The sequence below is a fragment of the Marinobacter sp. 1-3A genome, assembly GCF_016597775.1.
GTDB lineage: Bacteria > Pseudomonadota > Gammaproteobacteria > Pseudomonadales > Oleiphilaceae > Marinobacter > Marinobacter xiaoshiensis.
The window spans coordinates 143,383-168,618 of record NZ_VCGZ01000002.1 but is presented as its reverse complement, the minus strand read 5'-3'; the positions used below and the strand labels follow the sequence as shown (position 1 = coordinate 168,618).

22 protein-coding genes and 1 riboswitch are annotated in these 25,236 nt (G+C 54.5%); of the genes, 14 read left to right on the top strand and 8 right to left on the bottom strand.

The window, feature by feature from the left end; translation table 11 throughout:
- Positions 1-80: 80 nt before the first annotated feature.
- Positions 81-734 carry a peroxiredoxin gene (locus FE848_RS03955; RefSeq protein WP_200201448.1) on the bottom strand — a complete coding sequence of 218 codons (654 nt, stop codon included), beginning with the start codon at positions 732-734 and terminating at the stop codon, positions 81-83.
- Between the two features lie 176 nt (positions 735-910).
- Positions 911-2,272 carry an alanine/glycine:cation symporter family protein gene (locus tag FE848_RS03950; protein WP_200201447.1) on the bottom strand — a complete coding sequence of 454 codons (1,362 nt, stop codon included), beginning with the start codon at positions 2,270-2,272 and terminating at the stop codon, positions 911-913.
- 205 nt (positions 2,273-2,477) lie between these two features.
- On the opposite strand from FE848_RS03950, the gene FE848_RS03945 reads away from it, so the two are divergent.
- A complete protein-coding gene (locus FE848_RS03945) occupies positions 2,478-2,909 on the top strand; it encodes a CBS domain-containing protein (protein WP_200201681.1) in 432 nt (143 codons plus the stop codon).
- Positions 2,910-3,090: 181 nt separating this feature from the next.
- Complete coding sequence (locus FE848_RS03940) at positions 3,091-4,098, top strand: GGDEF domain-containing protein (RefSeq protein WP_200201446.1); 1,008 nt, start codon at positions 3,091-3,093, stop codon at positions 4,096-4,098.
- Here the strand turns inward: FE848_RS03940 and FE848_RS03935 are convergent.
- Positions 4,087-5,490 (bottom strand): MATE family efflux transporter, encoded by a 1,404-nt coding sequence (locus FE848_RS03935; protein ID WP_200201680.1) that lies wholly within the window; start codon positions 5,488-5,490, stop codon positions 4,087-4,089. The genes FE848_RS03940 and FE848_RS03935 overlap by 12 nt on opposite strands.
- A gap of 172 nt (positions 5,491-5,662) precedes the next feature.
- Here FE848_RS03935 and FE848_RS03930 point away from each other — a divergent pair, with 172 nt between their 5' ends.
- The 3 genes from FE848_RS03930 to FE848_RS03920 all read left to right on the top strand — a co-directional run bounded on the left by FE848_RS03930 (position 5,663) and on the right by FE848_RS03920 (position 9,772).
- On the top strand, positions 5,663-6,535 hold the full coding sequence (locus tag FE848_RS03930; protein ID WP_200201445.1) for a carboxylate/amino acid/amine transporter: 873 nt from the start codon (positions 5,663-5,665) through the stop codon (positions 6,533-6,535).
- Positions 6,536-6,677: 142 nt separating this feature from the next.
- The gene (locus FE848_RS03925) at positions 6,678-8,252 is read left to right on the top strand and encodes a methyl-accepting chemotaxis protein (RefSeq protein ID WP_200201444.1); all 1,575 of its coding nucleotides are present in this window, start codon (positions 6,678-6,680) and stop codon (positions 8,250-8,252) included.
- 122 nt (positions 8,253-8,374) lie between these two features.
- Positions 8,375-9,772 carry a sodium-dependent transporter gene (locus tag FE848_RS03920; RefSeq protein WP_200201443.1) on the top strand — a complete coding sequence of 466 codons (1,398 nt, stop codon included), beginning with the start codon at positions 8,375-8,377 and terminating at the stop codon, positions 9,770-9,772.
- 66 nt (positions 9,773-9,838) lie between these two features.
- On the opposite strand, the gene FE848_RS03915 is transcribed toward FE848_RS03920, so the two are convergent.
- Positions 9,839-10,417, bottom strand: a complete 579-nt coding sequence (locus FE848_RS03915) for a hypothetical protein (RefSeq protein WP_200201442.1) — start codon at positions 10,415-10,417, stop codon at positions 9,839-9,841.
- Positions 10,418-10,710: 293 nt separating this feature from the next.
- On the opposite strand from FE848_RS03915, the gene msrB reads away from it, so the two are divergent.
- Positions 10,711-11,883: a peptide-methionine (R)-S-oxide reductase MsrB gene (gene msrB, locus FE848_RS03910; protein ID WP_200201441.1), complete on the top strand. Its 1,173-nt coding sequence runs from the start codon at positions 10,711-10,713 to the stop codon at positions 11,881-11,883.
- 25 nt (positions 11,884-11,908) lie between these two features.
- Here msrB and FE848_RS03905 read toward each other — a convergent pair whose 3' ends face one another.
- Positions 11,909-12,637: a 3'-5' exonuclease gene (locus FE848_RS03905; protein WP_200201440.1), complete on the bottom strand. Its 729-nt coding sequence runs from the start codon at positions 12,635-12,637 to the stop codon at positions 11,909-11,911.
- Entirely contained in the window at positions 12,630-14,516 is a 1,887-nt protein-coding gene (locus tag FE848_RS03900) for a DUF294 nucleotidyltransferase-like domain-containing protein (RefSeq protein ID WP_200201439.1), read from the bottom strand. The genes FE848_RS03905 and FE848_RS03900 overlap by 8 nt, the downstream gene beginning before the upstream one ends.
- 272 nt (positions 14,517-14,788) lie before the next feature.
- Between FE848_RS03900 and FE848_RS03895 the strand changes: the two genes are divergently transcribed.
- Both FE848_RS03895 and cobU read left to right on the top strand, forming a co-directional pair.
- Positions 14,789-15,907: a porin gene (locus FE848_RS03895; RefSeq protein ID WP_200201438.1), complete on the top strand. Its 1,119-nt coding sequence runs from the start codon at positions 14,789-14,791 to the stop codon at positions 15,905-15,907.
- A gap of 111 nt (positions 15,908-16,018) precedes the next feature.
- Complete coding sequence (gene cobU, locus FE848_RS03890; protein ID WP_200201437.1) at positions 16,019-16,534, top strand: bifunctional adenosylcobinamide kinase/adenosylcobinamide-phosphate guanylyltransferase; 516 nt, start codon at positions 16,019-16,021, stop codon at positions 16,532-16,534.
- Here cobU and FE848_RS03885 read toward each other — a convergent pair.
- Positions 16,515-17,138 carry a histidine phosphatase family protein gene (locus FE848_RS03885; protein ID WP_200201436.1) on the bottom strand — a complete coding sequence of 208 codons (624 nt, stop codon included), beginning with the start codon at positions 17,136-17,138 and terminating at the stop codon, positions 16,515-16,517. The genes cobU and FE848_RS03885 overlap by 20 nt on opposite strands.
- 14 nt (positions 17,139-17,152) lie before the next feature.
- Positions 17,153-18,223, bottom strand: coding sequence for a nicotinate-nucleotide--dimethylbenzimidazole phosphoribosyltransferase (cobT, locus tag FE848_RS03880; protein ID WP_200201435.1), 1,071 nt, complete (start codon positions 18,221-18,223; stop codon positions 17,153-17,155).
- A gap of 158 nt (positions 18,224-18,381) precedes the next feature.
- Between cobT and cbiB the strand changes: the two genes are divergently transcribed.
- The 6 genes from cbiB to FE848_RS03850 all read left to right on the top strand — a co-directional run bounded on the left by cbiB (position 18,382) and on the right by FE848_RS03850 (position 25,225).
- A complete protein-coding gene (gene cbiB / locus FE848_RS03875) occupies positions 18,382-19,329 on the top strand; it encodes an adenosylcobinamide-phosphate synthase CbiB (RefSeq protein WP_227715160.1) in 948 nt (315 codons plus the stop codon).
- On the top strand, positions 19,269-20,348 hold the full coding sequence (gene cobD / locus FE848_RS03870) for a threonine-phosphate decarboxylase CobD (RefSeq protein ID WP_310965377.1): 1,080 nt from the start codon (positions 19,269-19,271) through the stop codon (positions 20,346-20,348). Before cbiB ends, cobD begins: the two co-directional genes overlap by 61 nt.
- Before the next feature lie 29 nt (positions 20,349-20,377).
- A riboswitch (cobalamin riboswitch) is annotated at positions 20,378-20,586 on the top strand.
- A gap of 159 nt (positions 20,587-20,745) precedes the next feature.
- A complete protein-coding gene (locus tag FE848_RS03865) occupies positions 20,746-22,566 on the top strand; it encodes a TonB-dependent receptor domain-containing protein (protein ID WP_200201433.1) in 1,821 nt (606 codons plus the stop codon).
- A 14-nt stretch (positions 22,567-22,580) separates the two neighbouring features.
- Positions 22,581-23,462, top strand: coding sequence for a cobalamin-binding protein (locus tag FE848_RS03860; protein WP_200201432.1), 882 nt, complete (start codon positions 22,581-22,583; stop codon positions 23,460-23,462).
- Positions 23,463-23,495: 33 nt separating this feature from the next.
- On the top strand, positions 23,496-24,455 hold the full coding sequence (locus FE848_RS03855; protein ID WP_200201431.1) for a FecCD family ABC transporter permease: 960 nt from the start codon (positions 23,496-23,498) through the stop codon (positions 24,453-24,455).
- The gene (locus tag FE848_RS03850) at positions 24,455-25,225 is read left to right on the top strand and encodes an ABC transporter ATP-binding protein (protein WP_200201430.1); all 771 of its coding nucleotides are present in this window, start codon (positions 24,455-24,457) and stop codon (positions 25,223-25,225) included. The genes FE848_RS03855 and FE848_RS03850 overlap by 1 nt, the downstream gene beginning before the upstream one ends.
- Positions 25,226-25,236: the final 11 nt, after the last annotated feature.

Genomic DNA, 25,236 nt, shown 5'->3' with positions numbered 1-25,236 from the left:
ACAACCTGAAAAAGCAGTACAAAAAAAGCCGGGCAGTGAAAACTGCCCGGCTTTTTGCATTCAGACACTGGCGCTGGTGATTACTCGCCACCCCAGTTAGCTGAGGGGTCTGGCGTCATCCGCAGGTAGGACTTCACCTTCTTGTAGCCCTTGGGGAAGCGCCTCGCAATCTCATCTTCATCCTGAAGCGATGGCACAATCACCACGTCTCCGCCGCGCTCCCAGTTACCCGGGGTGGCAACTTTGTGGTCGTCGGTCAGTTGCAGAGAATCAATTACCCGCAGAACTTCGTTGAAGTTACGGCCGGTGCTCGCTGGATAAGTGATGATCAGACGAACTTTTTTGTTCGGATCAATCACGAACAGCGAACGTACGGTAAGCGTGCTGTCGGCATTGGGGTGAATCATGTCGTACAGCTCGGCAACTTTACCGTCATGGTCTGCAATAATCGGGAAGTTCACCGCGCAGCCCTGGGTTTCGTTGATGTCTTTGATCCACTCATGGTGGGAATCAACGGGGTCAACGCTCAGCGCGATGGCTTTGACGTTGCGCTGTGCAAACTCGTCTTTAAGTTTCGCAGTCAGGCCAAGTTCTGTGGTGCACACTGGCGTAAAGTCTGCCGGGTGAGAAAACAGCACACCCCAGCTGTCACCTAGCCAGCTGTGGAAAGAAATCTTGCCTTCACTGGAATCCTGTTCGAAATCCGGCGCAGTATCGCCTAAACGTAAGCTCATATTTGCTCTCCTTCGGTGTCACTTGTTAGTGGCTTTATTCGAGCTTCCAGCGGGCATCTGCCCACCGGAACTATCTAGTAAGTGTATACGAGTATCATTGGTGCGGGATGACCTGTTTGCAAGGGTCACTTGATTCACCTCATCCCGCACCGGATGCCTGTTGAGCTATTACTGTGTTAGAACCCTGCAGCCGTTTTTCGTTCAAAGTGCTCTTTCGTCAATTTGAATACAACCGGGCTGAGTAACAACAGGGCGATCAGGTTTGGCAGTGCCATCATGGCATTCAGTGTGTCTGCCACCAGCCATACCAGACCCAGATTTACGGTTGCACCAAGAGGAATGGCAAGGATCCAGGCAATACGGTAAGGCACGATAGCCTTCACCCCGAACAGAAACTCAACGCTGCGCTCTCCATAGAATGACCAGCCAAGCAAGGTGGTAAATGCAAAGATTGCCAGAGCAAGAGCGACTACATAATCACCAATGCCCGGAAGCGCCTGCGCGAAGGCCATGGAGGTGAGTTCAGCGCCGGATTCGCCAGATGTCCAGGTACCAGAAGTAATGATAACCAGCCCGGTGATAGTGCAAATGATAATGGTATCGATAAAGGTGCCCAGCATGGCCACCATGCCTTGGTTAATCGGATTTTTGGTTTGCGCTGCCGCATGAGCAATTGGCGCAGAACCCAGGCCGGCTTCGTTGGAAAAGACACCGCGGGCGACACCAAAACGTATTGCGGCCCACACGGCTGCTCCGGCAAAGCCACCTTCTGCTGCAATGGGGCTGAAGGCATGCTCGAAGATCAGGGCAAATGCGTTTGGGATTTCCGAGAAATTAATGCCAAGAACAACCAGGCCTGCAACCAGATAGGAAAGTGCCATCAGGGGAACCAGGGCGCTGGCGACCTGGCCAATGCGGCGGATACCGCCAATCAGCACCAGACCCACAAGTACCATCAGAATAACGCCTGAGATCCAGTGTGGCAGGCCGAAGGTGGCCTCCATAACGTCGGCAACCGAGTTGGCTTGTACTGTGTTGCCAATGCCAAAGCCGGCAATAGCAGCAAAAATCGCAAAGAGTACACCCAGCCAGGCCCACTTTTTACCAAGACCATTGCGGATGTAATACATGGGGCCGCCAACGTGGACGCCACGTTCATCCACTTCACGAAAGCGTACCGCAAGCACGGCTTCAGAGTATTTGGTGGCCATACCCACGAGGGCGGTGAGCCACATCCAGAAAAGAGCACCCGGCCCGCCAAGGAAAATGGCGGTTGCTACGCCGGCGATATTGCCGGTTCCGACGGTTGCAGCAAGGGCGGTCATCAGTGCCTGGAACGGGGGGATTTCACCCTCGGATTCTGCGTCTTTGGAGCTGCGTCCTGACCACATTAACCTGAGGCCGGTACCAATCTTCAGCACTGGCATGAGTTTCAGGCCGAGGCTCAAGAACAATCCAACGCCAAGAATCAGTATCAACATGGGTGGTCCCCAGACCAGCCCGTTAATTGAACCAACAATGTTTTCAAAGGCTTCCATGGGGTTCCCCTTTTTGTGCCATGGCTTGATGTTGTGATTTAAACCGCAAGGAGTATAACTGGTTGAGTTTAGTCACATATTGGCATCTGTAAACTCAGAGAGTGGAAAATGGAGGATTAGGCGCCAATTGTCTATGTTTACAGTAGAGTATCGGGTCAGGAACCAGTTACTGCTGCTGGGCTATCAAAACCGTAAGGAGTTAACCATGTGTGCGCTTAAAGTCTCCAATGTCATGTCCAATCATATTGAGCCCATCCGTTGCGGAACGCCGCTGACACAGGTGGTCAAGTCACTGCTTGAAAATCATATAACCGGGCTGCCAGTGGTGGATGCGGAGCGGCGTATACTGGGGTTCGTTTCAGAACAGGATTGCATCCATGCCTTGCTGGTCAGTAACTATCACTGTGAAGGTGACCCGATTGTGGACGATGTTATGTTCCGTGAGCCTTTGGCGATTTCACCAAACATGGCGATTGTTGACCTCGCCCAGAAACTTGGCTCTGGTAAGCCGAAAGTTTACCCTGTTGTGGAGCATGGAAAGCTCATTGGGATTGTGACGCGCGCAGCGGTTCTCGCTGAGCTTGCCCGCATTGGGTGTGGGCTGGAACTTTCGAAGGGCACCCGCGACGACGACTGATAAAGCCCAGCCGCTAAACACAGCCTTCCCGATAGACAGAGGGAGGTATGTGGAATTTATATCTGTAGCTTCATATGACGCTTTTAAGGCATTTTGTTACAAAGCGTAGCATCTGGAGCTTATCGGGCCGTACTGAATTATGCTTGGGGAGCAAGCTCTGCCTGACCGGAAGATACCAAGCATGTTGAAGCGCTTAAGAGCCGATTTTCGTTTGTCGATTATTACTATTCTGGGAGCCACTTCCCTCCTGGGTATCACCCCATTCGCGATCATGCGTTTCTTGCAGGATGATCTTGTTGCGGGAGCAATAGATACCACTCTTGTGCTGACCATCTTTGGCGGTATGGCGTATGCGTGGATCACTGGTGACACGCGGCGCTCCGGGATGGTTCTTGCCGTTATTGCCTGTTCCGGGGCCGTTGTTGTAGCTATGGTGGTTGGTGAGGTAGGGCTGTTTTGGCTTTATCCTTGTCTTGTTACAACCTTTTTCCTGGTCAGCCCACGGGTTGCAACACTTCTCAACCTCACATCAATCGGTGTCATAGTGCTTCAAGGCGATGTGTTTCAGGACGATATTCAGAAGTGGACCTTTACGGCAACTGCCATGGTGGTTAGTGCGACCGCTTATGCCTTTGCATTGCGCACGAACAGTCAGCGAGAGCGTCTGGAACAGTTAGCGACCATTGATCCTCTGACCGGTGTTAAAAACCGGCGCTCCATGGATGAAGAGCTTGATCTGGCCGCGGCCCATGCAGAACGTACGGGCATACCTTATGCGCTGGTTATGCTGGACATAGACCACTTCAAGAAGGTGAACGATGAGTACGGCCACGGAGTAGGCGATGAGGTTCTCATTGATCTGGTGAGGTTGATACAACAAAGCACGCGAAAATCCGATGAACTTTTCCGCTATGGAGGCGAAGAGTTCGTACTTTTGCTGCCTGGCGTTGATGGTGCCGGGCTGGTTGCGGTGATGAATAATCTCCAGCACATCCTGCGGAAAAAGATGACGCACCCGGGTGGCCCAATCACCGTGTCGGTCGGGGTCGCGCTGCTAAAGCACGGTGAAAGCGTCGGCAGCTGGCTGGAGCGGGCCGATGGAGCCCTCTACGAGGCCAAAGAGGCAGGGCGGGATCGGGTAGTGTTTTCCGATACCATGCCAGCGGCCAACCCGGAACTAGCTAGCTAACGGCGCGCCGGTTGCAGGTCGATAGCGAAACAACCGCCACCCAAGCAGCACACTGGCGCAACCCAGTCCTCCAGTCAGCCCTACCCAAAAACCGGCAGCCCCCATTGCCGGCGCCAGCAGGTCAGTAAAGGTCAACATATAACCTACCGGCAAACCCACACCCCAGAACGAAAACAACATGATCAAAAAGGGAATACTCGTATCTTTATAGCCTCTCAGGGCGCTGATGCAGGTTACCTGAATGACGTCTGCCACCTGAAAAATAGCTGCGAACATCAACAACCTTACTGTCACTGCCTGAACCGCTGCATCACTGGTGTAGAGCGCTGAAACGCCTTGTGAGAATGTAAACAACAGGGTGGCAAACACCAGGGCTGTCATGGCCGCCAGAATCAGTGAGCTGCGGGAAATCAGTCGGGCTGTATCCGGGGCACCAGCGCCAATAAGAAAGCTGACTCGCAGGGTAAGGGCCATGCCAATGCTCAGAGGCAGCATGAACAACAAGGAGACAACGTTCAGGGCAACCTGATGTCCCGCAACGACCACAGGCCCCAGCGGCGCAAGAAACAACGCGATCACCGAGAACATGCTGACTTCTACAAAAATAGTGAACCCGATGGGTATGCCAATGCTCAACACGTAGCGAATCAAGGCGGGATTGGGCTTGGCCCAGTCTGCAATCAGATGAAACTTTTTGAATATCTTGCTGCGGCTCAGGTATACGAGCAGTGCAATCGCAGCAACGCCATTGGAAATAGAGGTTGCCCAACCGCAGCCAATGCCGCCCATGGCGGGCAGCCCGAGCTTGCCGTAAATGAAAATATAGTTCAGTGGCAGGTTAATTAGCGTGCTCAGTAGTGAGAACGCCATAATCACTCGAGTGTGTCCCAGACCATCGGTCAGGCCCCGAAGCGCAGCCATTAACAGGAGTGCTGGAATTCCCCAGACAAAAGCATCCAGGTAGCCCTGGGTGATGCGCGCGGTATTGGCCTCAAGGTTCAACCCTTGCAAAACCGGGTGAACATTGGTGAGCAGCAGAGTCATGATGATGGCCCCTACCCCCGCAATGTAGAGGCCCTGCCACGTAGCCGGCATTATTTTTTCCGGTGTACGCGCGCCGTTGTAGCCGGAAATGATGGGTTGCAGTGCGCCGAGCATTCCCATGAATAACAGGAACAACGGTGCCCAGAGGCTACTGCCTATTCCCACGCCCGCCAGGTCTTCTGCGCTGGCATGGCCCGCCATCACCGTGTCGATAACACCGTTGGCCATCTGAGCTAGCTGGGCAATCAAAATAGGCCCGCCGAGAATTGCCAGGGTTTTCCATTCGGTCAGTGTTCGCGAGAGGAGGGATTTGCGAACTTCCGGTAGTGGCTGGTCGGCTTCATCCATAGAGTGCTGATCCGGATAGCTGGTGCTGTTAGGCATGAGTGGTTGAATTGCGGGCGAAATATCCTACCCGTTCGTCAGTGCGCGCGTTATAGGGATTTGTCGCGCAAAGGCACTGAAACTCACTTTAAAACCCGTTAAAGTACCCGTCCAATTCCTTCGAGTGGCGTGCAGTATGGGGCTTCTGGTTTTTGTAACGATCCTCTGGGCTTTTTCTTTCAGCTTGATTGGCGAGTTTCTGGCCGGTCAGGTCGACAGCGATTTTGCAGTGCTCAGCCGCGTGTTGCTGGCAACGCTTATCTTTTTACCTTTCACGCGCTGGCGCGGTGTACCGGGAGGGCTCCGCTTCGGCGTGCTGGTAACAGGCATGCTGCAGTTTGGCATCACCTACCTGTGCCTTTATCGCTCTTTTAGTTACCTGACAGTCCCGGAAGTCCTGCTGTTCACCATATTTACACCGCTCTACGTCACCCTGCTTGATGATGCATTGTTCCGGCGGTTCTCCCCGGTGGCACTTGTCGCTGCTGCAATCGCAACATTTGGCGCAGGCGTTATTCGTTATGATGGGTTGAGTGAAGACTTCATTACAGGCTTCCTGTTGCTGCAGGTGGCCAACTTCACGTTTGCGGCGGGGCAGGTGGGCTACAAGCACGTGATGCAGCGCTATCCGGTGGATATACCCGCATACCGTACTTTCGGTTACTTCTTTATCGGTGCGCTGATTATTGCCCTGCCGTCGTTCATGATATTTGGCAATGCCGAGCGTTTGCCTTCAACGGCTCTGCAATGGGGCGTTTTGACGTGGTTGGGCCTGGCGGCTTCCGGCGCCGGCCTGTTCCTGTGGAACCGTGGCGCCTGCAAAGTGGATGCAGGCACGCTGGCTATCATGAATAACGTGCTGGTGCCTGCCGGATTGGTGGTAAACCTTGTGATCTGGAACCGTGATGCCGACCTGCTGAAACTTGCGCTGGGTGGTGCCATTATCGCCTTTTCGCTCTGGGTGAATGCGCGCCTCCACCCCCGTGCCCGGCTTGCCGGAACTGCATAAGTAGGTAAATTCCGCCCCAGCCATGGGGCGGATGGATAAGTCCTGTTACTCTGTTTTACGTTTGACCAATATCAATGAGTTGGGTGAATCTATATTGTGTAGCGACCTATACTCCAGCCTGCACTGAGCAACAGACCAACTTATGCGCAAAAACCTCCCCGTAACCCAGCGTGAAGTAAAAATGCGCAAGGGTGGCCGGCTTATTACTACCACCGATCTCAAAGGCGTTATCACCTACTGCAACGAAGAGTTTGCGGAGATAAGTGGTTTTTCCGAGGCTGAGCTGATTGGCCAGGCTCACAACATTATTCGCCACCCCGATATGCCGCAGGCCGTATTTGGCGACATGTGGCGATACCTCAAAGCGGGCAAGGCCTGGATGGGCCTGGTTAAAAACCGTACAAAGAGCGGTGATTTCTATTGGGTGAGTGCCTATGTGACCCCAATCCGGGAGAACGGCCAGGTGAGGGGCTATGAGTCGGTGCGGGTAGAGCCGGCTCGTGAAGACGTAGCAAGGGCTGAGAAGCTCTATCCACGAATCGTTGCCGGCAAGCCCATCCGGCACAAGTTGAGCCGAGTCCAATCCACACTGAAAACAGCCTGGCCACTCATTTTATCGCTGGCACTGAGCGTTGTTGCTCTCGGGTTTGAGAAAACCTGGTTAGCGGCTGGGCTGATTGTAACGGGCCATCTTTTGGCTGCATTCCTGTTCCAGAAAGGCCTTACAGGCCGGCTTAGAAAGCTGTTGGAGCTTCGCCCGGATGCATTCCATGACCCTGTCGTCGCTCGTACCTACAGCGGTGAGGCTGGAACTTTCTCCCAGTTGGCCATGTTGCTGATTAGTGAAGAAGCCCGAGTGCGTACTGCTCTTGCAAGAATTGAAGATCAGGCAGAGCTGCTTTTCGAGCAAGCCCGGGCCTCCCATGGGTATATAAGTGATGGGGCCCTGGCCATTGGGCGCCAGCGTGCTGAAACAGATCAGGTAGCCTCTGCTATCACAGAAATGACGGCGTCCATTCAGGAAGTCACAAGCTCCATGTTGAGCAATGCCAACGAGGCGGAAGAAGCAGATCGCCTAGCGGTGATAGGCAGTGAGCGCAGCTCGGAAGCACTTGTGGCCATTCAGCAGCTGGTGACCAGTGTAAACGGGATTGGTCAGGCCATCAGCAGGCTTGGGGAATCCACCAAAAGCATAGGTGAGGCCACCAGCCTGATTTCAGACATTGCGGATCAAACTAACCTGCTGGCCCTGAATGCGGCCATTGAGGCAGCCCGTGCCGGAGAGCAGGGTCGTGGTTTTGCGGTTGTTGCGGATGAGGTCAGGTCGCTGGCCCGGCGCACGCGTGAGTCCACCGTGCGCATTCAGGATGTAATAGATGATTTTCGCTTGCAGGTAGGCGCTGCAGTCCAGGCTACTCAGGATGGTGAGGCGGTTGCCGGCCAAGGCCTGGAAAAAGTGAGCGAAGCTGAGAACTCGCTGCGGGATATTGTTACATCCATAAGAAACATTTCTGGCAGTTTTATCAGCATGTCGGCAGCGTTTGAGGAGCAAAATCAGGTGTCTGAGGAAATTAATCGTCAGATTATCAACATTGCCGAGCTGGCAGACCACAGCGAAGAAGAGGCCAGCTCCGCCAAACAAAGCAGTGATAGCCTGAGCAATATGTCCCATGGGCTGAAAGATCTGGTTTCGCGTTTTCTCCACAAAGGCGATTAGGTGTTCCTGCAGGGAATCCGGGGCCAATCTGTTGCTGGCTCTGGTATCCCACGGCTACTGCTGGCAAAATTCCCACAATTTTTTCAAATCCGAGTCCTCAGCCAAAAGCACAGGAACTAAACATGTCTCAGTCTAACCCGGCTTCAACTAACGATTCCGGCGTATCCCGCGGCCTATGGTCTTCTCGCTTTGCCTTTATTCTTGCCGCAACCGGTTCCGCGGTTGGTCTTGGAAACGTGTGGAAGTTTCCTTACATCGTAGGTGAGAACGGGGGCGGTGCATTTGTGCTTGTTTACCTGTTGTGCATCGCCATTATCGGCGTGCCCATCATGATGGCTGAGATCTACATAGGCCGCAGCGGCCGCCATAACCCGATAGGCAGTATGCGGTTGGTTGCCGAGCGCAACCTGAGCTCACCTGCGTGGCGAATCTCAGCCGTTATCGGCATGATCGCCGCCTTTGTAATTCTGTCCTTTTATTCTGTTATTGGTGGTTGGGCCGCATCCTATATTGGCCATGCCGCAATGGGTGATTTTAACGGAGGCAACGCAGAGTCGATTGGTAAGCTTTTCGGTGATCTGCTGGCGAGCCCCAAGCAGTTGTTAGCCTGGCATACTGTGTTCATGGCACTGGTTATCCTGGTGGTGTCTCAAGGCCTTAAAAACGGGCTGGAGAGGGCGGTCAGCATACTCATGCCGGCGCTGTTCATACTGTTGCTGATAACGGTTGGCTACGCGACTACCACAGGGCACTTCGGTGAAGCCGTCAGCTTCCTGTTCACCCCTGACTTTAAAGCTCTGACAGTAAACGGTGTGCTGATTGCTTTGGGCCATGCGTTCTTCACGCTCAGCCTGGGCATGGCCATCATGATGGCATACGGCTCGTACCTCGGGCGCGATGTGGCTGTCGGGCGCACCGCGGTAACCATCGGGCTGATGGATACTGCCGTGGCACTGCTTGCCGGCCTGGCCATTTTCCCGATTGTGTTTGCCAATGGCCTCGAAGCCGGTGCCGGCCCGGGCCTGATATTCCAGACCTTGCCGCTGGCATTTGGAAACATGCCTATGGGCGATCTGTTCGGCACCCTGTTCTTCGTGTTGCTGCTGTTTGCAGCCTGGACCTCGGGGATTTCTCTGCTGGAGCCTGTTGTTGAATGGGTAGAAGAGAACACCAATATGGAGCGTTCGGGCAGTGCCATTTTTGTTGGCGTGCTGTGCTGGCTTCTGGGTATTGCCTCCGTGTTGTCGCTGAACGTTTGGGCAGATGTTGCGCCCCTTGATATGTTCGCACGCTTTGAAGGCAAAACGATTTTTGACCTGCTGGACTTCTTTACAGCCAACATCCTGCTGCCGCTGTCGGGCTTGCTGACGGCGATTTTTGTAGGCTGGTTTGTAGCTAAAGAGTCACTGAAAGCAGATCTGGGAATGAGCGACGGCACCTTTGCACTGTGGCTGAACTTCTTGCGTTTTGTTACGCCGGTGGCGGTTGTGATCGTGTTTGCATACAACTTGCTGGTGTAATTGCACCGGAAATAAAAAAGCCCGGAAGGCAGTAGTGCTTTCCGGGCTTTTTTTTGTGGATAAGACTCAGTCTTCGTCGTCGTTCAATACGGCCTTCAATGCTTTCAGATGAGGCTTGATGGCTTCAATGTCGGCAGCAGGTACATTGTCTGCGGTTTTTGTCATGTTAATGGCGGCACCCATCATTGCCTGCATTTGTGCTTTTATTTCAGGTGACAGGTTCGGATCATTTTCCATTTCTGACATAACTTCGGCCATTTCCGAGGTGGCGTCAGCACTTTTCATTTCAACCGCCATCATTGCGGCGAAAACCCGGTCACCAACAGATGCCCAGGATGGAAGGTTTTTGAAGCCGTGCTTTTTAACCAGGCTTTCGTACTTGTCATAGGCGGGGCCGCCTTTCATTTTTTTCACGCCTTCAGAAAAAAGCCGTGACAGGTCAGGCATTGAGTCCATGTCTTCGCCGTCGGCGTCTGGCCAGCCCTCAGTGCCTTTATATTGATCCTCCAATATTTGAGCGTCCTGCATGGAAGCAATAAACGCACGAATTGTTGAGTCAGTCAGCTTCTCTGCCTGTGCAGAGAATGCCAGTATCGATAGTAGCAGTGTCAGCATACACTGACGGATGGTGTGACCCCTGAACATAGAACACTCCTTATTCAAAATATTAAACGGCATAATTCCACCTTTCTCATTCGATGGATATACAACCTGAGTTCGAGCTTCAGATTAGACCATAGGTTTTATCTTGGCGACGGCCCCGCGTAAAGGGGGTTGCTAAGGCCAGAGCCAGATGTGGTTTTAATAAAAACGTGAACTTTTAGCGCAAGAGTCGCTCCATAATGGAGCACGCAAAAGAATCCACAGCGCTACAGGTTCGTATAAGTTCGTGAGCGTTTTTCAACGTATCTCTCAATAGTGAACCCAGGAGAGTTGTTATGAGCCGCAAAATGCTCGCAATAGTCACTGCACTGTTTATAGCCGCACCCGGTATCTACTATGCCGCCGCTGCCACGGCTGAGGAAAACGCAGCCAGGACTAGTGAATATGCGCCGTCAAACCCCGATTTGAAGGTCGCTACCTTTGCCGGTGGCTGTTTTTGGTGCGTTGAGGCGGGTTATGAAAAGATCCCCGGCGTAGTAGAGGCTGTCTCAGGCTACGCAGGTGGAACTGAGCCTAACCCGACCTATCAACAGGTCGCCTCGGGTAGCACCGGGCACACAGAAGCGGTGCAGGTTTACTACGATCCGAATGAAATAACCTACGAAGGTTTGCTGCAAGGCCTTTGGCGGATAATGGACCCGACAGATGCCAACGGCCAGTTTGTGGACCGTGGGCAACAGTATCGCCCGGCGATTTTCTACCATAATGCCGAGCAGAAGCGGTTGGCTGAAGCCGCTAAAAAGGCACTGCAGGCCTCCGGTATTTATGAAAAGCCGGTGGTCATTGAAATTACGCCATTCGATACGTTTTACGATGCCGAGAAGTACCACCAGGATTATTACAAAACGAATCCTGTGCGCTATAAGTTCTACACCTACAACTCGGGCCGTTATCAGTTTATTGAGAGCGTGTATGGCGATGACTATGAACTGGACTTCAGCCAGTTCAAGCCGGACGACAAGGCAATGAGTCGCTCGGGTGAGAATAAAGGCTTTGATCCGGCGACCTTTGTGAAGCCGGATGCCGAAACGCTGAAGCAATTGCTGACCAGCACGCAGTATGAAATAACCCAGAATGACGGTACCGAGCGTGCGTTCAGCAACCCCTACTGGGATAACAAGCAGCCCGGAATATACGTGGATGTGGTCTCAGGTGAGCCGTTGTTTTCTTCCCGGGACAAATACAAGTCCGGAACCGGTTGGCCGAGCTTTACCCGCCCACTGAGCTCGGACGCGGTTGTGGAAAAGGAAGACAACGGGTTCTTCATGAAACGTACCGAGATTCGCAGCCGGTTTGCCGACTCGCATCTTGGGCATGTGTTCAATGATGGCCCTGCACCTACCGGCTTGCGCTACTGCATGAACTCAGCAGCGATGAAGTTTATTCCGCTGGAGGAAATGGCCGCGGCAGGCTATGGCGACTGGATTGCTGAAGTGAAGGCGCAGTAATAGTACCGAAAGCTCTTTGATCGGTTTACAGCCATAAATTGCCAATAGGTGTTTCCAGGCTGAAGTGATGTTGTATCTGAGCTTGCAGCAATTCCGCAGTGGCAATGGCATCCACCAGAGCGTTATGGGCGGCATAGTGAGGTAGCCCGTAACGCTTTCTGCTATCTCCAAGACGTATAGATGTTGGTTTTTCCCCCACCAGACGTTTAAAGAAAGAAGGTTGTCGGTCTGGGTGCAGATGCGCCTCTATGGCCATTGTGTCGATAAGAGGAAAACGAATTCCTTCATCAAGGCGGTACTGTAAGGCCACGTTCAGGAAAGGCCGCTCGATATGCCTGAAGTGTACGACCGGAATACGGCCGTTCAGGCTGGCAAATACCTCCTCAAGTATTTCTGACAGATCTGGCGCATCGCTGATATCAGCGTGTGTGATGCCATGGAAAGTCACTGATGTCTGGTGCAGTGGCAGTCTTGGGCGGACAATCCAGTGTTTTGCCTGGTTAAGCAGAATGGCATCCAGTGTAAATGGCACCAGCCCGATACTGACGATTGAGTGAGCTTCTGAATCCAGGCCTGTTGTCTCAAAATCCAGCGCTACCATGGGAACCTCGGAGATGGGCGTGTCCTCAGAAACGCAGCCGGCTTCATAGAATGCCTTCAGCACGGGCGCTTTGGCACTTTCCGATAGAGCCCGGTATTGCTCGGGCCATGGCAGGGATTTAACGGCATCTGGCACAGGTTGGTTTTCAGACATGCCGGGTGGCCTGCGAGTTATAGCGGAACCGCAGAAACTTCTGGGCGTTGCTCACAACCTGAAACGCATCCTTGAGATGACTGCGTTCAAACGGCGAGAGATCCTCCGGCCGCACATTGTTGTTTGGCTCCTCTCCAGCTTCCAGGGCCAGCGCCTGGTGGCGAATACGCACAATAGAAATGAACTCCAGTGCATCCCGCAAGTTGCTCAGATCGTCTTCCATAATCAGCTTGGTTTTACCGATGCTTTTCAGTCTCTCGAAAGAGTTCTGGGCCCGCGAACCGGAAGCCAGTGCGTGAATACGGATCAGGTCAGACAGCGGTGCGGTACCCCGGCGTTTAAGGTTGAAGGTTTTCTGATGCTTTCCGTCCTCTTCAAGTACAAAGGTGCGGAAAAAGCCAAGTGGCGGCGTTCGGTTCAGAGCGTTACGCGCCATAAGTGTCAGGAATAGCTGGCTTTTGCTGGCCTTTTCCGCGACCAGCGCTTTTAGTTCTTCGGCATATTCTGTGCGGCCGTGTATGCCATCCAGATCAAAAAAGATATTGCTGTTCAGAAGGGCCTGCGCCTTGGGGTTTTCTATCCAGTCGGTAAAGTAGTCGCGCCACACCCTTAATGGCTGGCGCCATTTCGGGTTGGTCGCCATTATGTCGCCGGTGCAGTAGGTGTAGCCGCACTCAGCCAGCCCATCGGACACAAATTTTGCCAGTGCGAGAAAGTACTCGTCGTGTTCTTCCGGCACAAAACTGTTGTCCAGGATCATGGCGTTGTCCTGGTCTGTCACCACCAGTTGCTCGTCCCGGGCCATGGAACCCAGCGCCATGAAGCAGTATGGAACCGGTGGCGGCCCAAGTTTTTCTTCCCCCAGTTCCAGCAGTCGTTGTGTGAAGCTGCGACCAATGCCTGCCATGGCACTGCCAATCATGTGGGAGTTGGCGTCTTCATTCACCATGCGCACAAAGCTGTCGCGCACATCCCGGCTGATTTTTTTCAGGGCTTTCACATCCTGCTGGTGGAAAATATTGCTCACCAGATACAGGCTGCTTTGGCTTTCGTACCTCACGATGTCCGCAAGAGCGATCACGCCCCGAACTTCATCTCCGTCTATGACTGGCAGATGGTGCACATTGTTATGCAGCATGGTGAGCATGGCTTCAAACACATAGCTGCTGGCCCGAATGGTTATCAGGCCAGTGGTCATGATGTCGCTGATCGGTGTTTCGGAAGGAAGTGCTTCAGTGACCGCCCGGGTGCGCAGATCCCGGTCGGTGATAATGCCCGCCAGACGCTCACTGTCGCAGGTGGCACCGCACTCTTCGTCCATCAGCAACAGAGCCGACACGCCCTGATCGGTCATGATTCGCGCAGCTTCCTGGAGCCGCACAGTGGTGGGTGCAGAGACGGTTTCCCTGGAAATAAGCCGGTTAACGCGGGAGGTCATCAGAGCGTTGGACTTTTCCCGGCGGGACACGGCCGAGCGCAAACGGCTGCGGTCTTCAATCTCCACAAAGTCTGCAAAGTTTTCGTCGTTTTCAAACAAGTGGTGAAACGTTTCGGCAGGAACGCGATAGAGCAGGCTATCTTCCAGTGCCCGGGCAGGAAATCTCACCTGGCCACGCATCAACAAACCAAACTGGCCAAAAATTTCGCCCTCACCTATGCGGTTATAGAGCTCGCCCGAGCGGCGGAAGATTTCCACTGCGCCGCTGCGCACATAATACATACGGGTGCTGGTTTGCCCGGTTTCCGTTATCTGGGTTCCCGCCCGCACATAACTGATCTCAATGTTGGCAGTAAGCTCGTTAACCAGTTCCTCAGGCATTTCATCAAATGGCGCATGCTGGATGAGGTGGTTACGGATGTCGATCAGTTCAGCCTGCATGCTGTCTCCCGGATGGAATTTGATAACGTTTGGGCAAAACTATAGCAGAAGCCGCCGGCTGCCGCGGTGGAGCTTGGGCCGAAAGGCTATATCAGCGTTCTCCAACTTCGCAGCGGACATGGAGATTTTGCTAGGTGTTTGTCCCTAGCCGGCATCATTAAGCCGCATCAACTTGATAAGGATCAATCTGCATTTGCTTGGCCTGACTATGGTTAGCCTACTACCGGTTATGAAGCGTGTAATTCCAAGCAACTGAAATGCAGGAGATTTAAATGAAGCAGCAGCGCAAACTTTATCTGGCTATCGCTTTGATCAGTGGCGGTATGGCCGCCGCCTCGGCTTCCGCAAAAACCGTAGAAGTGCCCGATCTCGATATTGATACCTACGGCTGGGTGAACATGGCGGTGATGTATGGCGACACTGGCAACGGTTCTGAAACCTACATTGTGGACAACAAATACGCCTCCAGCCGTTTCGGCGCGAAAATCAGCAAGGAGCTGGATGATCTTGGCGTGCGAGTTGGCACCCATATGGAGTTTGAGTATGAGCACAACGATTCAAGTAAAGTCACGCCGGACAACCGCTCGATAGGCGGTGAGCTGGAAGAGCGCCACCTTAACCTGTTTGTTGCGGGTGGCTTTGGCCAGGTTTCTATTGGGCAGGGCTCAGGTGCTGCTGATGGCAACACCGAAATTGATCTCTCTGGTACCAAGGTGGCGGCATTCTCTAACCTTGGGCTGGTAGGTGGTTCGCTGCCGTTTGTGGCAAAAGATGGCTCTGGTAACGACGTAAAACTGCTTCAGGCTCTGAACAACCAGGATTTTGAAGCACGCTACGACCGCGTGCGTTATGACAGCCCCCGTATTGGCCCTGTAACTGTTTCAGTGAGCCAGGGTTACAAGCAAAAAAGTGGCGGCACCGGCAGTGATGATGTAACCGAGCTGGCGGCTACCCTGACCTTGCCATTGGCGGGCAAGCTGGTTGCGGGTGTTGGCTATTCCCGCAAGGACGTTGGCGGTGCAGTCGATAAACTGGAAACCTATGGTGGGTCCGCTTCCTGGCTACACACCAGTGGCTTCAACCTTGGTGGCGTCTATTCCATGCAGGAGGATAAAACACGAACCTCCTCGGACTTCTATATGGTGAAAACCGGCTACAAAACCGGCAACCACTCGGTAGCGATTCACCATGCGATCGGTGAAGACCGCACTGAGTATACGCCAGCTCCTGTAACCGATAGCGAAGTTAAAGCCTACGGCATCAGTTATGTCTATGCGCCAGCGAAATGGCTGGATGTGTACGCTTCGTTCAATAACTATCAGTTGAGTGCAAAAGAGCGTAGCTACGATGACATCAATATTGCTATGACCGGTGCCCGCGTGAAGTTCTAATCTGCCTTTGGAAATAAGTTCTCTCCAACCCTTGCCCCGTTCGCGGGGCTTTTTGCTTTTCGGTCGGTTGGCCAGTTAGCATGCACTCCTGATTCCCGGAGGCAGAATTGCATGCACACTTTGGTTCTTGGCGGTATCCGTTCCGGTAAAACCGCGCTTGCGGAGCGGTTGGCTTCGGGCACAAACAATTCAGTGGTGTACCTGGCAACCGCAACCGCCGGAGACGACGAGATGCGCACGCGCATTCAGCGCCATCAACAGCAGCGCCCGGATGGTTGGGGGCTTGAGGAAGAGACGCTGGCTCTGGCCCAAGTGCTTGCCCGCCAGGGGAAAACCACGCATGCGCCGTGCATACTGATTGATTGCATGAGCTTGTGGGTGAGCAACCTGTTGCACGCAGGAGAAGAAATCTTTGACCGGGAACGGGAAGCGTTTTTAAATCAGGTAAGCCTTTATCCTGGCGAGCTTGTGATAGTCAGCAATGAGGTAGGCTTGGGTACGATCGGAATGGACCCACTCACCCGGCGTTTTGCGGATGAGCTGGGTTGGCTGAATCAGGCGTTGGCCGCAGTGAGCGACAAAGTGGTGATGAGTGTCGCCGGGCTGCCTATGGTGTTGAAGCCTTGAATGATCCGTGGGCTACAAGGCTTTGGAAAAGCCCGTGGGCCGAGGTGTCTACCTGTATTCTGCTGCGGCAGGCATAGGGCGTGGCTACGCTGGAGAACGAATGCTCCAGAGGGATGTTCATTACATCTGCAACAACCATTCGTATCACGCCACCATGGCAAACGATCAGGACCTTTTGGCCCGCAAGTTCTTCCCGCCAATGGTGCCAGCTTTCAGTAACGCGGCGATTGAAGTCCTTGGCTGTTTCACCACCGGGAGGCGTGTGGGCAACCGGATTCGCCCAGAACTGGCTTAGCCTCTCGCCATCGTTGGCCATTACCTCATCCGCCGTGCGCCCTTCCCATTCCCCGAAGTTGATCTCCCGCAAGCGCTCGTCCTTGTGCAGGGGAATCCCGCGGGTATCCGCCAACTCCTGAGCGAAGTGTACGCAACGCAGCATGGGCGACGTAACTATGGCATCCCAGCGGTCGCTTTCAGTAACCGCGCTTCGCATCTGCTGCCACCCCATCTCGCTTAGCGGGTCGTCTTTGCTGCCGCGATACATGGGGCCGCCTTCCGGCTCGCCGTGGCGAATAAGGTCAAACATGGATGTGCTATCAGCCATGATGCCAATCCTCTTTATTCCTGGTCTCTATTGCTAACGCCAGCGTCTTCAAAGCTGGCCATTTTGTTGTGTAGCTCACAGGCCATTCTCAGTAGCGGAATCGCTACAGCTGCGCCGCTGCCCTCACCAAGACGCATGCCAAGATCCAGCAGGGGTTCGGCATCCAGTGCCTCAAGAATGGCTTCGTGGCCCGGCTCAGCAGAGCGGTGTGCAAACAGTAGCCATGGGCGTATGTCTGGTTGCTGGCTTACCGCAAGCAAAGCTGCAACAGAAGCAATATAGCCGTCGACCAGCACCGGAATGGATCGTGCTGCGCAGCCAGCAAAAGCGCCAGCCAGAGCGGCAATTTCAAAGCCGCCAAAGGCCTTGAGCACGGCAATGGCATCCTCGCCATCGTCGTCGTTATCGTGGCGCTGAATGGCCAGAATGATGACTTCCGCTTTGTGGCGCACGCCCGCCACATCCAGACCCGTACCGGGCCCGGTCAGTTTCATGGGATTTTTGCTCATGAGAGAGCTGGCAAGAGCCGTGGCGGAAGTGGTGTTGCCTATACCCATTTCGCCGCCAATGAATAACTGGCTGCCCTTGTCTGCAGCACGCTGGGCTGCGGCATCGCCGTGGCTCAGCGCGGCGCATAGCTGCTCCGTCGTCATGGCATCGGCTTCTGAAAAATTACGGGTGCAGGGTGCGATGTGAGCATCGATAACACCGGGTAAGTTGGGTGGAACATCCGCAACCGTTCCCAGGTTAACAACTTCCAGTTCCGCCCCAAGGGATTTGGCCAGCACGCTTATGGCCGCGCCGCCATTGGCGAAGTTGGCAATCATTTGAGCCGTAACCGCCTGGGGATAGGCTGAAACGCCTTCCTCACAAATACCGTGATCACCCACAAAAACACTGATCTGAACACGATCAACGGCTGGCGTAACTGTGCCCTGCAGACCGGCTAGCTGAACCGCCACGTTTTCAAGCCGGCCCAGCGAGCCGGCCGGTTTGGTCAGAACGTTTTGGCGTTGTGCGGCTCGTTCAAATAACAGTGCATCGGGTTGCTGGGGAGGGGTAGTCCAACTGCTGGGAAACGACATTTCACATACCTTCAGACATCAATAGATCGCAATGCAAGGAGCTATTGCGGTGATCAGGGCTTGGGTTCAATAGAGTATGGAGCGGGATCATACTCCGACTGGCTGTAATGAGGTAGGCTTGACGCTTTCATCGACTGACCGGCTCGGGATCACCAGTGTTGCTATTCGCTCCTTTGATTGTTCTTGTGCTTGCTCTCGCCCTTGATTATCTGTTCGGTGAGCCCCGCCACTTTCACCCTCTGGTCGGGTTTGGGCATTTGGCAAATGCAGCTGAAAAGCAATTTAACACCACACCGACTAATTCCCGGCTAAGTCTGTTGGCTGGTCTGTTTTCCGTGTTTTTGCTCACAGCGCCGTTTTTGGGCCTGGCGATCTGGGCGTCTGCCACTCTTGATGGCTGGCCGTTGGTGTTGATTCAATCGATTGTCCTTTGGCTCGCCCTATCTCTTCGCGGATTGGCTGAGCATGGCAAAGCAGTGGCAGAGCCATTGCGGGCCGGCGATCTTGATACAGCTCGTGAGCAAGTCAGCCGTATTGTCAGCCGCAAGGCGAGTGCGCTGGACGAAAAAGGTGTGGCTGCAGCGGCAACTGAGTCCATGTTGGAGAATGGAGCCGATGCGGTGTTTGCCAGTTTGTTCTGGTTCCTGGTTGCAGGCATTCCGGGTGTGGTGCTGCACCGAATGGTGAATACCCTGGATGCCATGTGGGGCTATCGCAACCCACGGTTTCTGTATTTTGGCCGAGTGGCAGCCCGGCTGGATGACCTTATGGGCTGGGTGCCGGCCCGCCTGACAGCGCTTACCTACATGCTGCTGGGCCATCGCAAACTGGCCTGGTGGTGCTGGAGAAATCAGGCGCCACAATGGGATAGCCCCAATGCCGGCCCTGTGATGGCGGCGGGTGCCGGCGCACTGAATGTTCAGCTTGGCGGGCCCTCACCCTATCCTTCCGGCGTCAAGCAGCGCCTGGTGCTGGGTGGTGCTCATGATGCGAGCTCCGCCAGTGTGGACGCTGCGATCGCATTGGTGCGGCGCGGTGTCTGGCTATGGCTTGTGGCGGTTCTGGTGACCACAGTGTTTATATTTTTGGCGTTGCATTCATCATGATGCTGGAACATGGAGGGCGCTTGAACCAAGCGGCAGAACGCTGGGGAATCCCTCGGTCGGAATGGCTTGATCTGTCTACCGGCATTAACCCCAATGGCTGGCCAGTGCCTGAGATACCGGCAGAGCTTTGGCAAAGGCTGCCCGAAGCCGATGATGGGCTTGAAGAAGTTATTCGCAAGTGGTCAGGAACGCCCGCGGAAGCGGCCTGTGTGCCTGTGCCGGGTAGCCAGGCGGCGATTATGGCGCTGCCGAAATTACGCAAACCCTGCCGTGTGGGTATACCCGTGCCGGGCTATCGTGAGCATGGCCACAACTGGCGGCAGGCGGGCCATGCAATTGTTCCGATAGGGCCTGAGCAAACAGGCGGTGGGGCGACAGGCTGTGATGACCGGTGGCTGGACCGGCTGGATGTGCTGGTGTGGATCAATCCTAATAATCCTACTGGAGCAATCGTCCCGCCCTCTACTCTCTTGCGCTGGCATCGGCGGTTGCAGAAGCGCGGTGGCTGGTTGGTTGTTGATGAAGCGTTTATGGATGCTACGCCGGCATTCAGTTTGGCGCCCCGTGCCGGTTTGCCGGGTTTGGTTATTCTGCGTTCTCTGGGGAAGTTTTTCGGGTTGGCTGGCGTGCGAGCGGGGGCGGTGCTTTCAGACTCAGTTGTTGCCGAGTCGTTGAAATTAATGCTCGGGCCCTGGTCCCTTAGTGGGCCTGGTCGTTTCGTAATGCGCAGGGCGCTAGAAGATGGGGCGTGGCAGCAGCAATCCCGGATGAACCTGCAGTTCAGCGCTTCCAGGTTGCGTGCAATGTTGCAGACAGCAGGGCTAACGCTGGTTGGTAGTGGCACGCTATTTCAGACCGTGCGTCTCGACAGGCCTCAGCCGCTGGCGGATCAGTTGGCCACCTGGGCGGTGTTGGTCAGGGTCTTTGAACAACCGGGAATGTTGAGGTTTGGGCTGCCAGGAGGTGAGAGCCAGTGGCAGAAGCTGGAAGTCGCGTTAGCGGGCAAGCCTTGCGATTAGTCATTGACCAGACATTAACGCGTTGTTAGCCTTGCCCTGCGTTTGTAGGTGCTGTTGTCGCGTAATCATCAACGCCCCAGCAGTGAAACGGGAAGCCGGTTAAAGTCCGGCACTGCCCCCGCAACGGTAAGTGAGTGATCGGCTAAGAAAGATGCCACTGTGTGCAAGCATGGGAAGGTTTGTGCCGATCAGCATACGCTCACAAGTCCGGAGACCGGCCTGTCAAACACACCGAACGCTGCGGAGGGCAGTTGCGGTGGGTAAACACCGGCCTGTCTCACGGAATTTCCCCACCCCTTGTTATGCTCCAGCCTGTTTTTTGTCGGGCTACGCTTCCCTTTGCAGCACTAAATAATCAACCATGCGGGTGCGCGTGGTGTGACTGCGAGTGTATGTAATGAAAGTTTCCCGATCGATTACCGGTGCTCTGGTACTCCCTTTTGCATTCAACCCCCTCTCGATAGCCATAGCCCAGGAAGCCGAGTCGCCGCAACTGGATCCCATTGTTGTTACCGCAACGCTGGGGCCGAAAACGGTTGGTGAAAGCCTTGCGTCGGTCACGGTCATTGATGAGGAAGAGGTTCGTTCCAAAGCTCCTGCGGATTTCACTGACCTTTTGCGTGGCCAGCCAGGCATTAACGTGACCGGTAACGGCTCTTTCGGCAAAACGACAAGTGTATACACCCGCGGTGTTCAGAACGCAGGAACTGTATTGCTTGTGGATGGCGTAAAACTCCGTTCCGCAACCAGCGGTGGCGCTTCCTGGCAGTACTTTCCAACAGACCTGATTGAGCGTGTTGAAATTGTAAGGGGGCCTCGCAGTTCACTTTATGGTGCCGATGCCATGGGAGGCGTTGTTCAGGCCTTTACGCTTGATCCCAAGTACGGCAAGAGAGGTTGGGTCGAGGCCGGAGCAGGCAATTTCGATACCCAAAAAGTGAGCGCAGGTGTTTCAGGCTCCGTGGGCAACACAAGGTTCAGCCTGAGTGGTCTGCACAAGGAAACTGATGGTACGGCGATTATTGAAGACGGTGAGGATAAAGGTTTCCGCAATACTGCCGGTCTTGGCCGGGTAGTGCACGCCTTGGACAATGGCGGCGAAGCGAGCGTAATGCTGTTGCAGTCTGAAGGTAACACAGAGTACGAGGGCGGCAATATTGATTATATGATCCGAACCTTTGGCCTTGGGCTTATGACGCCTGTGAATGACAACTGGAAAACGTCAATTCAGTTTTCGGAATCGAGAGACGAGTCGGATACCTTCAGCAGCTTTAGTGACACCACCTATAACACACGGTTGCGGCAGGCCCAGTGGGAAAACACTTTCACATATAGTGTCCATGAGCTGGTTGTGGGTACCGAGCTCCAACAGGACGAAGTTAGCAGTACCCAGGATTATTCCGAAACCAGCCGTACTAACGCCGCCGTGTTCAGCCAGCTACGGCTGAATTTTGGCCCCGTTGATGCTCAGTTCAGCCTGCGCAGTGATGATAACGAAGCATACGGAACCAAAGAAACTGGCGGCGTGGCGTTTGGCTATATGTTCGACCGCTCGCACCGTGTGCGTGCCAGCTACGGCACTGCTTTCAGAGCTCCCACATTTAATGATCTTTACTGGCCGCTGGCGTTCAATTACCAGGGTAACCCGGATCTGGAACCCGAGACGTCAGAAAACTATGAATTAGGTGCGAGCGGGTCATATGAAAGATGGTTCTGGGACCTGGCAATCTATCAGATGGACATTGAAAATCTGATTGGTTCGGGCCAGGTGGGCACTGTCGATACGCGGGTCAACATAGATAGAGCGCGAATTCAGGGTGCAGAAGCTAGCGCTGGATACGAGTACAACGGCTGGCGCACGGCTGTCGCCCTGACTTACCTGGATCCTGAAGACCGCAAAACCGGCAATCAGCTCCGTCGCATCACAAGTCGTACCGCCCGGATTGATCTGGACAAGGCGATCAGTGACTTTACATTCGGTGGGTCTGTGGTTGCAGAAGGCGATCGTTACGACGACGCGGCGAATAACAACCGACTCGCCGGCTTTGCAACCTTGGATCTACGTGCGGCCTGGAATTTCGCTCCGGACTGGAATGCACGCCTGACACTGGTGAACGCACTGGATAAAGAGTACTCAACGGCCGAACGTTTTGATGGTGTAAAGTATATCGCTTCGGGTCGCACGGGTATGCTTACCGTGCGCTACGATCTCCGCTGAGCGAGAGTTAATTAATGAACCACTGGCCGGTTAAAGCATTGCTTTGCGCTCTTCTGACACTGCCCGCAATGGCGTGGGCAGAGGTGTGTGCTGAAGATCGACGGGGGGTGCAGGTGTGCCTGCCCGAACCGGCCAAACGCATAGCAACCCTGTCGCCAGGTGCAACAGAGCTGATGTTTGCAGCAGGTGCCGGGGAAAAAGTGGTGGCTGTGGTTAATCACAGCGATTATCCGCCCGCTGCACAGAAAATCCCGCTCGTTGGCAACCACACCCGAATAGACCTTGAGGCCCTGCTGGCCCTCGAACCTGATCTGGTAATCACCTGGGTAACGGGCAATCCGCCTGCCCAGATGGAAATGCTGCAGGAACTCGGCCTGACCACATTTGCTATTGAACCGCGAACGTTTGAGCAAGTGTCTGGCGTGATAGAGCGGCTTTCTGTTCTGGCTGGAACGGAAAAAGAAGGCTATGCAGAAGCGCAACGGTTTCGCGCAGGTATTGCGGCTATTGCAGAGAAATACCGCAATGTAGAACCAATACCGGTGTTCTATCAGGTATGGGAAACGCCTTTGATGACCATCAGTGATGATCATTTGATTGGCAAGGTCCTGCAGCTGTGTGGTGGCCTTAATGTGTTTGGTGATATGCCCCGGCTGGTGCCCAGAATCAGTGCCGAGGTTGTGCTTGCTGCCGATCCTCATGTCATTCTGACGGGCAGCGTGGAAGGCACAAGCGATGACGAACTTGATCACTGGAAAAGCTATTCCGGTATGACGGCCGTTGCCCGGGGTAACCTGTTCTTCATTCCCGCCTCTCCTATCTCCCGGCCTACGCCAAGGCTTCTTGAAGCCAGCGAGGCTGTGTGCCAAAAGCTGGATATAGCGCGTGAGAACTAATGCCATGACCAGATCTTTGCGGGCTCGGGATCAATGATTCGCTCGTTGTCTGTCCTGTGCGTTGTCGCTTTGCTGGCGGTGTTACTGGCCCTGGCTTTGGGCAGTGTGACCGTCTCTCCCGCTGATCTTCTCGCGGTTATCCAAGGTGAAGGCAACGCGCTGCACCGCACGCTTTTGTGGGAACTGCGTTTGCCGCGAACACTTGCGGCGTTTGCCACCGGCGGACTGCTGGCCGTTGCCGGCGCGCTCATGCAGGTATTACTCCGCAACCCGCTGGCGGACCCCTATGTACTCGGGTTGTCCGGCGGTGCCGCAGTAGGAGCACTGCTGGCCATGTTGACAGGTATGGGAACCCTGCTGATATCAGGTTCTGCCTTTGCCGGCGCTATGCTAGCCACCGTGCTGGTATTCGGCCTGGCCCATGGAACCGGCAGCTGGACTCCCTCGCGCCTTTTGCTGACGGGCGTAGTGGTTGCAGCAGGCTGGGGCGCGGTGATCACCCTAATGTTGGCTATCACCCCTTCATACAAGCTTCCCGGCATGCTGTACTGGTTGATGGGTGATGTTTCCTATGCTCGCACACCCTGGCCGCCGTTGATTGTGTTGGCGTTATCCATTGTGCTGGTTCTCCCCCTTGCCCGTAATTTGAATGTGCTGGCGCGCGGCCCTATGCAGGCGGCGGCGCTGGGCGTATCCGTTCGGCCTCTGGAGTGGACAATTTATATACTCGCCAGCCTGCTGACAGCAACGGCTGTTACAACCGCCGGCAGCATTGGCTTTGTGGGCTTGATTGTGCCCCACATGCTCCGGCTGGTACTGGGCAATGACCAGCGGATTATCCTGCCGGCCTGTGCCCTGGCAGGCGGCACATTATTGGTGCTGGCGGATACTCTGGCGCGCACGGTCATTGCACCCGAACAGTTGCCTGTTGGTGTGATTACCGCTTTGCTGGGCGTACCTACCTTTCTGTACCTGCTGCACCGGAGTCGCTGATGAGTACGTTGCGCACCCGTGGTTTGGTTATCAATGTACCGGGACGGCCTGACGGTTATGCGCTGGATATGGATATTGAATCTGGCCAAACCTGGGGTGTGCTGGGCCCCAACGGTGCCGGCAAAACCACCTTGCTGCACACCCTCGCGGGTTTACTTCCTGCACGCAGCGGTCAGGTACTGTTAAATGAGTCACCGCTAGCAGACCTGAAGCGCCGTGAGATTGCCCGTCATATCGGGCTGGTGTTTCAAGAGCGGCAGGACAGTTTTCCCGCGACCGTTATGGAAACTGCCCTGATAGGACGGCACCCCTGGTTATCCCCCTGGGAAAGCGAGCAAGGGGATGATCAGGCAAGGGCGCAGCAGGCCCTGACTTCGCTGGATGTTGATCACCTGTCTGATCGCTTGCTGAACACCTTGTCGGGTGGAGAGCGCCAGCGTGTCGCTATCGCTACATTGATGACCCAAAACCCGAATGTCTGGCTGCTTGATGAGCCCACTAATCATCTGGACCTGCACCACCAGGTCAAAGTGATGCACTTGCTTCGGGATCAGGCACGTGTCGGGAAAACTATTTTTATGTGCCTGCACGATCTGAATCTGGCTGCCCGCTGGTGTAGCCATGTTCTGTTGCTCTATACCAATGGCGATGCCTGTTGGGGGCCAGCTGACGCCATGCTTGAATCATCGGCACTTGAGAAACTGTATAACCAGAAGTTGATCACCGTAGAAGCGGACGGTGCCCCCGTATTTGTACCAGTGTCCGCCTGACTCACTTTATG

Coding starts and splice junctions, on each gene's coding strand:
- FE848_RS03955 (WP_200201448.1), bottom strand. CDS start 734: ATGAGCTTACGTTTAGGCGATACTGCGCCGGATTTCGAACAGGATTCC.
- FE848_RS03950 (WP_200201447.1), bottom strand. CDS start 2,272: ATGGAAGCCTTTGAAAACATTGTTGGTTCAATTAACGGGCTGGTCTGG.
- FE848_RS03945 (WP_200201681.1), top strand. CDS start 2,478: ATGTGTGCGCTTAAAGTCTCCAATGTCATGTCCAATCATATTGAGCCC.
- FE848_RS03940 (WP_200201446.1), top strand. CDS start 3,091: ATGTTGAAGCGCTTAAGAGCCGATTTTCGTTTGTCGATTATTACTATT.
- FE848_RS03935 (WP_200201680.1), bottom strand. CDS start 5,490: ATGGATGAAGCCGACCAGCCACTACCGGAAGTTCGCAAATCCCTCCTC.
- FE848_RS03930 (WP_200201445.1), top strand. CDS start 5,663: ATGGGGCTTCTGGTTTTTGTAACGATCCTCTGGGCTTTTTCTTTCAGC.
- FE848_RS03925 (WP_200201444.1), top strand. CDS start 6,678: ATGCGCAAAAACCTCCCCGTAACCCAGCGTGAAGTAAAAATGCGCAAG.
- FE848_RS03920 (WP_200201443.1), top strand. CDS start 8,375: ATGTCTCAGTCTAACCCGGCTTCAACTAACGATTCCGGCGTATCCCGC.
- FE848_RS03915 (WP_200201442.1), bottom strand. CDS start 10,417: ATGTTCAGGGGTCACACCATCCGTCAGTGTATGCTGACACTGCTACTA.
- msrB (WP_200201441.1), top strand. CDS start 10,711: ATGAGCCGCAAAATGCTCGCAATAGTCACTGCACTGTTTATAGCCGCA.
- FE848_RS03905 (WP_200201440.1), bottom strand. CDS start 12,637: ATGTCTGAAAACCAACCTGTGCCAGATGCCGTTAAATCCCTGCCATGG.
- FE848_RS03900 (WP_200201439.1), bottom strand. CDS start 14,516: ATGCAGGCTGAACTGATCGACATCCGTAACCACCTCATCCAGCATGCG.
- FE848_RS03895 (WP_200201438.1), top strand. CDS start 14,789: ATGAAGCAGCAGCGCAAACTTTATCTGGCTATCGCTTTGATCAGTGGC.
- cobU (WP_200201437.1), top strand. CDS start 16,019: ATGCACACTTTGGTTCTTGGCGGTATCCGTTCCGGTAAAACCGCGCTT.
- FE848_RS03885 (WP_200201436.1), bottom strand. CDS start 17,138: ATGGCTGATAGCACATCCATGTTTGACCTTATTCGCCACGGCGAGCCG.
- cobT (WP_200201435.1), bottom strand. CDS start 18,223: ATGTCGTTTCCCAGCAGTTGGACTACCCCTCCCCAGCAACCCGATGCA.
- cobD (WP_310965377.1), top strand. CDS start 19,269: ATGGCTTGTGGCGGTTCTGGTGACCACAGTGTTTATATTTTTGGCGTT.
- FE848_RS03865 (WP_200201433.1), top strand. CDS start 20,746: ATGAAAGTTTCCCGATCGATTACCGGTGCTCTGGTACTCCCTTTTGCA.
- FE848_RS03860 (WP_200201432.1), top strand. CDS start 22,581: ATGAACCACTGGCCGGTTAAAGCATTGCTTTGCGCTCTTCTGACACTG.
- FE848_RS03855 (WP_200201431.1), top strand. CDS start 23,496: ATGATTCGCTCGTTGTCTGTCCTGTGCGTTGTCGCTTTGCTGGCGGTG.
- FE848_RS03850 (WP_200201430.1), top strand. CDS start 24,455: ATGAGTACGTTGCGCACCCGTGGTTTGGTTATCAATGTACCGGGACGG.